This is a genomic window from Lysinibacillus sp. fls2-241-R2A-57 (assembly GCF_030209535.1).
Classification (GTDB): Bacteria; Bacillota; Bacilli; order Bacillales_A; family Planococcaceae; genus Lysinibacillus.
In genome coordinates this window covers 24606-35215 of the sequence record NZ_JARVRU010000203.1, presented here as the reverse complement: position 1 = coordinate 35215, position 10610 = coordinate 24606, and the positions used below count along the sequence as shown (strand labels likewise).

10 protein-coding genes are annotated in these 10610 nt (G+C 37.6%); 1 reads left to right on the top strand and 9 read right to left on the bottom strand.

The genetic code is table 11. The annotated features are described in order from the left end of the window. The first annotated feature begins 128 nt into the window (after positions 1–128). Complete coding sequence (locus QRN68_RS24810; protein ID WP_285399955.1) at positions 129–380, top strand: hypothetical protein; 252 nt, start codon at positions 129–131, stop codon at positions 378–380. Positions 381–534: 154 nt separating this feature from the next. Here the strand turns inward: QRN68_RS24810 and QRN68_RS24805 are convergent, their stop codons facing one another. The 9 genes from QRN68_RS24805 to mfd form a co-directional block, all read right to left on the bottom strand. Beyond that, on the bottom strand, positions 535–963 hold the full coding sequence (locus QRN68_RS24805; RefSeq protein ID WP_274795172.1) for a S1 domain-containing RNA-binding protein: 429 nt from the start codon (positions 961–963) through the stop codon (positions 535–537). A gap of 134 nt (positions 964–1097) precedes the next feature. Then, a complete protein-coding gene (locus QRN68_RS24800; RefSeq protein WP_285399953.1) occupies positions 1098–1562 on the bottom strand; it encodes an FtsB family cell division protein in 465 nt (154 codons plus the stop codon). A gap of 17 nt (positions 1563–1579) precedes the next feature. Beyond that, positions 1580–2071: a spore cortex biosynthesis protein YabQ gene (gene yabQ, locus QRN68_RS24795; protein ID WP_350224372.1), complete on the bottom strand. Its 492-nt coding sequence runs from the start codon at positions 2069–2071 to the stop codon at positions 1580–1582. Beyond that, positions 2068–2367, bottom strand: a complete 300-nt coding sequence (gene yabP / locus QRN68_RS24790) for a sporulation protein YabP (protein WP_004229167.1) — start codon at positions 2365–2367, stop codon at positions 2068–2070. The genes yabQ and yabP overlap by 4 nt, the downstream gene beginning before the upstream one ends. Positions 2368–2538: 171 nt before the next feature. After that, positions 2539–2829 carry an RNA-binding S4 domain-containing protein gene (locus tag QRN68_RS24785; RefSeq protein WP_285399949.1) on the bottom strand — a complete coding sequence of 97 codons (291 nt, stop codon included), beginning with the start codon at positions 2827–2829 and terminating at the stop codon, positions 2539–2541. Positions 2830–2833: 4 nt separating this feature from the next. Continuing rightward, the gene (gene yabN, locus QRN68_RS24780) at positions 2834–4294 is read right to left on the bottom strand and encodes a bifunctional methyltransferase/pyrophosphohydrolase YabN (RefSeq protein WP_285399948.1); all 1461 of its coding nucleotides are present in this window, start codon (positions 4292–4294) and stop codon (positions 2834–2836) included. Positions 4295–4303: 9 nt separating this feature from the next. Next, positions 4304–5926 (bottom strand): putative polysaccharide biosynthesis protein, encoded by a 1623-nt coding sequence (locus QRN68_RS24775; protein ID WP_285399946.1) that lies wholly within the window; start codon positions 5924–5926, stop codon positions 4304–4306. 160 nt (positions 5927–6086) lie between these two features. Beyond that, a complete protein-coding gene (gene spoVT, locus QRN68_RS24770; protein WP_068986592.1) occupies positions 6087–6623 on the bottom strand; it encodes a stage V sporulation protein T in 537 nt (178 codons plus the stop codon). A gap of 361 nt (positions 6624–6984) precedes the next feature. Continuing rightward, positions 6985–10497, bottom strand: coding sequence for a transcription-repair coupling factor (gene mfd, locus QRN68_RS24765; protein ID WP_285399944.1), 3513 nt, complete (start codon positions 10495–10497; stop codon positions 6985–6987). Positions 10498–10610: the final 113 nt, after the last annotated feature.

Here is a 10610-nt window from a genome sequence, read left to right as displayed (position 1 = left end):
TACAAAGCGCCCAGTCGGAACGGAAATCAACCACACGTTTTGGTGAAGAGCCTATGTTTTTTACTGTCTACAAAAAATATGGCATACTAATAATGAAAAGAACGTATTGACTAGGAGGTTTATTTCCTTTGGGTTTATTAACAAAAGCTGCTTTAATTTGTGGAAGTGGCTCTATGATTATTCTCGTATCCATTCTTATTAATTTACCATTTGTTGTACAAATATTTTTACTCATCACTGGACTAGCCATTAGTGTATATGGTGTGTTTCTACTTATCAAAATGGTTGCTAACCCAGTCGAAAAGTCTTCAGAAGCACCTACTGAACAAGCACCCGCACCAGCTCCTAAGAAGAAAAAAAGACCAACATCCACGTTATAGGAAAAATCGTATATCCTTACATATTATTTAACTAAGCAATTATGCCCCGGCATAATTGCATCCAGAAGAAGATAAAAAAAGGGATTAGCTTTAGTAAAAAGCTAATCCCAACTCTATTTCATACACTTTTTCTACGATTAAAACAGTCAGCAAACTACCCTCTTCTTGCGCCACGACCACCGCGTTTTGACTCTGTAGCACGTTTAAGTGTTGCTAGACGTTCATCACTATCTTTTAAGAAACGCGCCATTTTTTGCTCAAAATTCTCTTTTGGCTGATGACGTTCGTTGCGATCATTAGAACGATTTTCTCGACGTGGACGTGCTGGACGCTCTGGTCTCTCAGCTTGAGGCTTTGCTTTACGGATTGAAAGACCAATCTTTCCGTCCGCTTCAACATTCATCACTTTTACTTCAACTTCATCTCCAACTTTTAGATGCTCATTGATATCTTTTACATAATTGTCAGCAACTTCACTGATGTGTACTAAGCCTGTTTTGCCATCTGGCAGCTCAACGAATGCTCCAAAATTTGTGATTCCTGTTACTTTACCTTGTACCTTGCTGCCTACTTCAATTGACATAAAAAAAATGCTCCTCCTTAAAAATTAAGCGACTCTTTTGAGTCATGTAATCAATTTAATCAAACTTTTTACTGCAATAAGTTTCTCTTTTCATTATATATAACAAAAAAAGAGTGTCAACAATACATAGCTTTTCAGTCGCCTTTTTTATCTTTCTTTTCTGGTATGACGTCTTTTTTATCCTTTTTTTCTGGTATATCGCCTTTTTTTTCTTTCTCTTCCGGTATAATGAAAATAACTTCACCTTTTTCGGATAGGAAATACTCTTTGCGTAATAGCTTCGCGATATATTCATCATCTTCTAATTGTTTAATTTTAAGATTTAATGAATCTCGTTCTTCCTTCACTTCAGTTAGATGCTGATTCACTTCGTCTTTCTTCTTCTCTTTTACAGCTAATGTTTTATTTTGTTGAAAAAGTATATTTATGAGAAAGGCGATAATAACGACTGGCACAATCGCAAAAAAGACAATACGCCGTATTTTTCTTTTCCGTGATTGTTTTTTACGATTTATAGCTCTATCCGTGTTACGGACATAGTCATTATCAAGTTTAGTAAAGTTTTGTTGGCCATCATTTGATGAATGACGTCTAGACATGCCCGCACCTCCGAAAATTATTGTTGTCTTTTATTATACTTGATATATCGGAATTTTTTTAAAAAAGTGTTGGACAAATACGAATAAATTTTGACAAAAGGTCTTAAAATAAAAGCTCCAATGTTTATTAGTATCTGTAAAATTTGTCGAATGATAGCAATTATTAATTGTACGACGAACCAGAAGGGTCTCCATGTTATATTCACAAAAATCTTTGCGATGAAACGTAAAAATGTTTGAAAAAACGTTTGATACAAAAAAATTCCGGCTATTTGCGCTAGCGGGTCATAAGCCCGCCAAGCGCCATCTTTCAGCCAAAATAATAAATAGTATGTCAGTCCTCCAAGTAGAATCCAAGTGAGTAATTCTAATACCATCATCCACCTTCGAAGGCTTGACCTTTTTGGAGTCGAAAAAACAATAAGCCTTACACTATCAATAATGAACCCAACTGCTATACCGCTCAAAACCATGACTAATAGCTGAACAAATTGTTCACTAACAATCATCCAAACAACTTATGAAGGAAACCTTTCGAGAAGCCACTTTCCTCCTCGTCATACTGTAAGGTTTTTACAGTTCCTTCAAGTGTCAATAACCCTTTATCAACATCTAAATGAACGATATGCAGTTCCTCTCCACGGATTAACAAATGCCCTTGGGACGTCTTGATAAAAAACTCTTCCTGATCAAAGCGTTCAATTGATTTTACAGAAGTCATGTCCATTCTTTTACGATTACGAATCGTTAAAATATGTTCTCCAGATGGAATTGTGTAACGGTTACTTTCTTGATGTAGCGTCATTTTTTTCCTCCTTTAGTCGTCCTAGCTTCTGTTCACTTTATGCGGACAACCTTAAAAGCATGACAACTTTATTAAAGTTGTTAAACTTTCATCAGCATTATTGTGACAATAATCAGTGACAACTTTTGAGAACTTCAGAGGAGAACAGGACTACATGTAAGTCACTATTAATTAGTCTTCATCATCAATATATTCAGGTTCAATTTTTTCCAAACGCTCTTCTTTCAAAATAGTAAACATTTTTGCTGCATCTTCTTTTTTCACAGTATCACGTAATTCCTCTACACGCGCTGTTACAATTTTTTGTCCAAAACGAATGGCTAGCTCGTCACCTGCTTTTACAGCACTACTAGCTTTTGCTACCTTACCGTTTATCGTAATACGACCTTGATCTGCCACTTCTTTTGCTAATGTACGACGCTTAATTAAACGTGATACTTTTAAAAATTTATCTAATCGCATATTTTTACTCCTTTTCTAGCTGTTTTGCTTCATTCCAGAAAGCATCTAACTGTTCTAATGTATAATCCGAAAACGGCTTCCCACTTTCCTTTACCTTTGCTTCCACATAACCGAAGCGTCTCGAAAACTTCTCATTGGCATGTATCATAGCCTCTTCTGGAGATAGCTTGTAGAAACGTGCTAAATTCACAAGTGTGAATAGCACATCTCCAAATTCATCAAGACGTGACGCATTTGTACCTTTCGTCACCTCATGGCGAAATTCCTGCCATTCCTCCGTAAACTTGTCCCATGCACCATCTACATCTGGCCAGTCAAACCCTACCTTTGCAGCTCTTTTTTGATAATTATACGCTGTTTGTAAAGCTGAGGACGCCCGGTATTCTTCTTCCAATAGCGGCTTATCACTTTTACCCTTTTCTTCTGCTTTTATAGCTTCCCAATTAGCTACAACGTCATCTGCATCTTCTACCGATACATCCCCAAACACATGCGGATGTCGACGAATCATTTTTTCACTAATTGAAGCTAAAACATCTTCTAATGTAAAGTAACCTTGATCTTCTCCGATTTGTGCATGAAGGAATATTTGTAATAACACATCCCCAAGCTCCTCGATCATCGCAAAGTCATCCTCTGCATCTACAGCTGCCAAATATTCATGAGCCTCTTCTAATAAATATTTTTTCAATGATTCATGCGTTTGCTTTTGATCCCATGGACAGCCATTTGGACCTCGTAAAGTAGCAATAATTTGACGGAAAGTTGTCCAGTCCCTTAATGCCTCCTCTTGTGATTTAACAGGTGGCACATATACAGTTGTTAAATTGTTCACCTCAACACTTTGGTCGAGTTCATAAAGTGGTACTGTTATTAACTTTTCCTGTGACGAGCCCGCTGCTGTAACAACTGTAACAGGGTATTCGTCATCGTATTTCTCCATTAACGTTAGCTTTACTTCTGACGCACTGAATGTATCATATACTTGGGCTATTAAAATATGTTGATGCATGTTAATGTCATGCATAGAAAAGCTAGTGCCATCTAGCAATTGAAAGCCCTCAATTGGGTCGATTTTCAACGCGCCAAATATTGGATCTAAGAAGCTTTGCCCACCTTCAATGATTAAATTTACTTTTCCCTCATCCGCCGCTGCAATAAGCAATTGTACAGTCTGCTCCGCAACAAGTGGATGTCCTGGTACAGCGTACATCACATCTTCAATCGCTGCAGTAGCTACAAGCTTTTCTGCAATTTCCTCATATACAGGCTGGAATGAACTATGTTTTTCATAGACTGCATCGAAGCTCTCAAATTGTAAGCCTTCTGCTGATAATTCCTCTAATACTGGATGATCCACTGTACGAACATATAATTTTCTAGCCGTTTTTAATTTTTTATAGACACCCATTTGCAGTTGATCAAAATCACCCGCACCTAAGCCAATAACTGTTAAATTATTCAATCCATCCACCTACTTCTTCCGATTTAACCATAATTGATAAACAGCCATTTTTCGACCAAATGGCAGTAAATACCACTCTTTTTCAGCTAGCACACGTAACTTAACAATGACTGTAATCATTACAAATGCACCTAAACATACCGCTGTCAAACCTGCTACCACCGCGACATAGCGAGGCGATAAAAATTGGTTTAACAACACTGGTACAAATTGTAACCAAACTAATACTACAGCTGCCATACTGAGTGATGCAATCCCTACTTTTTTATAAAAATCTGCTGGCGCTAATTGAATGGCCGTGATTTTCTTTAAATAGAAAACAAGCATAAGTGCAGTAAACAATAGACCCACATTGTTAGCAATGGCCGCACCTAATACACCAAACAAATTAATTGTCAGCACATTCAATATTATTTTTAAAATAAAACCTACAATCAAAAATAAAGCTGGCTTTTTTAATTTTCCATAGCCTTGCAGAATAGCTGTAAATGTCAAAATAATCGACAAAGGCACAATTTGTAACACATATATCATAAGTACTTCCGACAGTGTATCTGTTTTAAAGAGCATTGCATTAATATAAGGCATAACGAGTATTAAACCTAGAGATGCTGCCCACCCAAATAATATAGACGCTCTATAGGTTAGCTGTATAAACGGAATTGCACTACGACCTTCCTGTTTTTTGGACATATGTGCGACAAGAGGCACAATAGCAAGTGAAAGAGCAGAAGCAATAACAACTCCAAGTTGCACTAATGGCTGTCCGCGGTCATAAACGCCTTTTGTTTCCTTAGCTAGCGTCTGATCCATACCACCTTCGATTAATAGTGAATAAATAGTAAAAGAATCAACTAGCTGATAGCCTAGTAACAATAAACCGCTCATGCTTACGCTTAAGCTTAGCAATGTTACCTCTTTAATAACGGAAAAACTTTCGATACGTTGCTGTAGTTTTTTGTCCTTAAATAGACCAAAACGTTTTTTAAAGATAAACGCAAGTAATAAAAAGCCTACAATTTCACCAATTACTGTACCTATAATGGCCATTTGTCCCGCACTATATAGTGATTTTGTCGTCGTCATAATAATAAATGTACCCGCTAAAATGACAGATACTCTCACAGCTTGTTCAAGGACTTGTGCATAAGCAATTGGCTCCATAATACCTCTTGATTGGAAGCCACCCTTCAAAATAGCAAGCGCTGGCATGACAAGCACTACAAATGAACCAGTCCGTATTAAAGGCGCTAGCTGAGTATCACCCATGAGCTGTGCAAGTATTTCAGCACCACCAAATAAAACAGCAAAAAACAACAACGATAGTACTGTTAAATAAAGAAAAACAATACGCAAAATACCGCTACGTTTCTGATTTCGCTCCAGCGGGTCTAAAATACAATCATTATCTGCTAGCATTTTAGAAATGGCTACTGCAAAGCCACTCGATGTCCATACGACGAAAATAGATATAATTGGATACACCTGTTGGTAAATATAAAACCCTTCATCACCAACAAGATTTTGAAAAGGCACACGATAAATTGCACTAAGAACCTTCACAATAAGAGCAGCAATTGTAAGTAAGGCCGCGCCCTTCATGTAGCTTTTCATGCCAAAACGTTCCGACATAAATTGCCCTCATTCCTTCTATAACAATGCCAATAGTATAGCATATCTCAAAAGTTTGACGCGCCCGATAGCACTATCATAAATACTTCTGTATACAACTATGTACGAAAAAAAGTTATTGTTCAGCCTAAAAGGTCAGCGCAATAACTTTAAATTTTCATTAACTATTCATTTGTTTAGCTAAGAAATTAGCAGCTGTTTCTGCAACTTTTACTTCAACCTCACCGACAAAATGTACTTTAGACAAAACGATAATACAGCCGATTGGATCACCATTTACCATAATAGGCGTTGCGCAATATGACTTTACTTGCTCATATTGTCCAGGAACAATCTCAATAGTTGTTTCCATTTTTTCTATTTTTGTTGAACGCTCGTCCATAAAACTTTCCGCAAAGGATGTAATACGACGATTAATGTACTCTTTCTTACCGATCCCTGAGACAGCAATTACTTCATCTCGGTCGGTTACAAATGCCGGAGTACCTAACGTTTCATATAATGTTTCTACATATTCTCTTGCAAATTCCCCCAAATCATTAATTGGAGAATATTTCTTTAAAATGACTTCGCCTTCACGATCTGTATAAATTTCTAACGGGTCACCCTCACGAATACGTAGCGTCCTACGAATTTCTTTTGGAATAACCACACGCCCTAAATCATCAATACGACGAACAATTCCTGTTGCCTTCATTCTTAATGCCTCGCTTTCGCTACAATGAAATTTTTATTCAACAATAGTATGGTTTTTTATAAAGCAATCTATGCAAAAACTGAAGAAAAAGGATTTCACGACCAACAATATTTTTCAAAAAGCCTTGTAAGCCTAAGCACTTGTGCTTTAATTGGTTTTAGCATGTAGATTTTTAACTTCAATCAACTTATCTTAGATTAACCACAGAACAAATTTTTATTAATGATTTATGAAGAAATTTATTGAGCAATAATAATCAATTCGACTTTGACGTTTCAACACTTATCACTTATAGAGATTTCTCCTTAGCCGAATAAAAAAAGCTAATCATTTCCCTCGCGAGCTATGATCAGCTTTTCTTTTATTGTTGTTTTTTTGAATTAGCAATAATTTGCATCATTTCTTCTAAAATATCAAAGGGTTGATATTTTCCACATTTTCGTTCATCGATCGTAAATTTCAATTGCATTCCATCCATACCAAAACCGACAGCACGTTCAAATTTCATGGATTCTTCAACAATTTTACCACCATCAACTTGTGCTGTACCTTCTGCAGACAACAATATCGTGACGATCTTTTGCTTTTCTTTCACAGATAATACCCCTGCACCTAATCCCCATACCTTCATACGTGCAATTCGCAGTAAGCGCTCTGTTTCAATCGGAAGATCACCGAAACGATCCTCTAATTCCTCCATGACTTCGCTATATTCCTCCACTTGATCCATTGCTTTAATACGTTTATACATTTGAATTTTTTGATAGCCATCAGGAATGTATACATCTGGGATATAGGCATCAACACTCAATAAAATTTCAATGTCAGGCTTTTCTTCTTTTTTCACACCTGTTTGACGCTCGGCAATTGCTTCTTGTAGCATTTGTGAATATAAATCAAAGCCGACAGAATCAATAAAGCCATGCTGTTGTGCTCCAAGCAAATTACCAGCACCACGAATGGATAAGTCACGCATAGCAATTTTAAAACCTGATCCTAACTCTGTAAATTCTTTAATCGCCTGTAATCGTTGCTCAGCCACATCTGTAAGAACTTTATCACGTTGATACATAAAATATGCATATGCAACCCTATTAGAACGTCCAACACGACCACGCAATTGATAAAGCTGCGCTAAGCCCATTCGATCAGCATCGTGGACAATCAATGTGTTCACATTCGGTATATCCACACCCGTCTCGATAATGGTTGTCGTTACAAGCACATCATAGTCACCTTCTAAAAAGGCTAATATGACAGATTCTAATTCTGATTCCGTCATTTTACCATGTGCATGTCCTACACGCGCTTCTGGGACAAGTATTTGAATTTCCTCAACCTTACGAGCCATATCTTCTACACGATTGTATAAGTAGAATACTTGACCTCCGCGCGCCATCTCTCTCTCAATAGCTTCTCGTACTAATGCACCGCTATGTTCCATTACATAGGTTTGTACAGGGAAACGATTTGCTGGTGGAGTTTCAATGACCGATAAATCTCGAACACCTACCATCGACATATGCAATGTTCTTGGAATTGGAGTTGCCGTTAGCGTCAATACATCGACATTCGTTTTTAGTTGTTTAATTTTTTCTTTATGTGTTACACCAAAACGTTGCTCCTCATCAACAATTAGTAGCCCAAGGTCTTGGAATAATAAATCTTTAGATAAAATTCGATGCGTTCCAACGACAATATCAACTTGCCCTTCTTTTATACCCTTTAACGTCGCTGTTTGCTCTTTTTTTGTACGGAAACGAGATAAGAGACCTACATTAATAGCAAAACCTTGAAATCTCTCACGAATCGTTTCGTAATGCTGCTGTGCTAAAATCGTGGTCGGCACAAGGAATGCTACTTGTTTGCCATCTTGAATTGCTTTAAATGCAGCACGAATCGCTACCTCCGTTTTACCATACCCTACATCTCCACATACAAGACGATCCATAGGGCGTTCACGCTCCATATCACGTTTTACTTCAATAATTGAACGTAGCTGATCCTCTGTTTCTTCATAAGGGAATGAAGCCTCAAAATTGCGCTGATCATCGTTGTCAATCTCAAAGGCATGACCCTTCTCGGCTTCACGCTTCGCATACAGCTTAATTAAATCATCTGCAATATCTTGAACAGCAGAGGATACCTTTGCTTTGGCTTTTTTCCACTCTGCTCCACCTAGTTTGTGTAGCTTTGGTTCACGTTCTTCAGATGCCACATATTTTTGAATTAAATCTATTTGCTCTACTGGTACATATAACTTATCATCTGCGCGGTATCGAATGTGCAAGTAATCCTTATGTGTACCATTTACCTCTAATGTTTCCACACCAATATATTTACCTATACCATGATGTACATGTACAACATAGTCGCCAGGTTTAATTTCTGTATAGCTTTTAATACGCTCTGCATTCGTCATTTTTTGAGGACGTGCTTTTTTCTTTGCCTGTTGTTTAAATAGTTCATCCTCTGTCACAATCGCTAGACGTTGTAGCGGTAATTCAAAGCCACTAGACAGTGAACCATCCACAATATAAATACCTGGCTCTGTCGGATCACCAATTGATGTATGAATATCATATTCCTCAAGCATCTGCTGTACACGTTTAACACGTTCTTTATCCCTTGTAACGATAAGTACAGTAAATTTACCAAGTAGCCAGCGTTCAACCTCATTTTGTAATAATGACATTTGGCCATGAAATTGCTGCATGGGCTTACAAGAAAAGTTTGTCGTCTTATTAAACGTTACACCTGCAAATGTCCGAGAAAATAATGAGAAATATAATTTTTGCTGTGACAGCATTGCTAAAATTTCTTTTAAAGAGAAGGCAGGCTTTACATCATGCACCATTTTTCCTTCTTCAATTAATGATAAAAACCATTCATCCTCTTCACGCTCCCAGGCATCCATAACCTCCTGAATACGCCCGAGCTCATCAAACAGTACAATCCCATCATGTGTAAAATAGTCACCTAAATAAGCAGGTTTCTCATACAATAAAGAACCATATTTGTTTACATAGTCTGGTAAACTCCCCTGTTGTAGCAATTCAATATCGTGTTGAATATGCTGATACAGTAGCTCCTTTGTCTCCTGCTTTCTGACTTTCTTTAAGCTTGTCGCCAATGCAGCTTCTAAACGACTTGCCAACACTACTCTTTCTTTCTTCGTCAAAATAACTTCAGATGCTGGTAGGATACGCACTTTCTGCAATTTATCAATGGAACGTTGATCATCCGCTGAAAATGTTCGAATAGAGTCTACTTCCGTATCAAATAACTCAATACGAATAGGTGACTCTAAATACGGCGGATAAATATCTAGTATGCCACCACGTAGCGCAAATTCTCCTGGTGTTGTTACCATTGAATTACGTACGTAACCCATCTCTACTAATGTTTGCAGCCATTCTTCAGTCTGAATTTCCTCGCCTACTGCTGTTTGTAAAAAATAATGTAACCAATGTTCTTTAGGCTGCATCATTTTACGTAAGCCCGCAACTGGTATCACATAAACCCCTTTTTCACCTCTAGCTAAGTGATCAAGTGTCGCGATACGCTCTGCACGTAACTCTGGAGAGGCAACAGACAAGTCTGCGGCAATAAACTCATCTGCAGGATAATAATGAACATGCTCCTCACCTAAAAGTCCCACAAGCTCGTCGGCCATTTTTTGTGCCTGTAATAGATTAGGAGATACAATATAGATTGGTTTTTTTACATATTCAAATAACACATCGACCATTACTGGACGTGCGCTTCCTGTTAATCCCGTAATAAGTTGTGAAGCAGTATGACCGCTCTGAATCTCCTGTAAAAATGATGTGATATGTTTGTCCTGCGACACAAGCTGTCGTAAAACTTCCACAGTCAAAAGCTCCTTTCAGCGCGTAATTCTTTTCGTCATATACTACGAATCTAGTACTATGATACGCATCTTTTTTGTCCATTTTTTCAATGGAAAAAGCTTTGAACGCACGA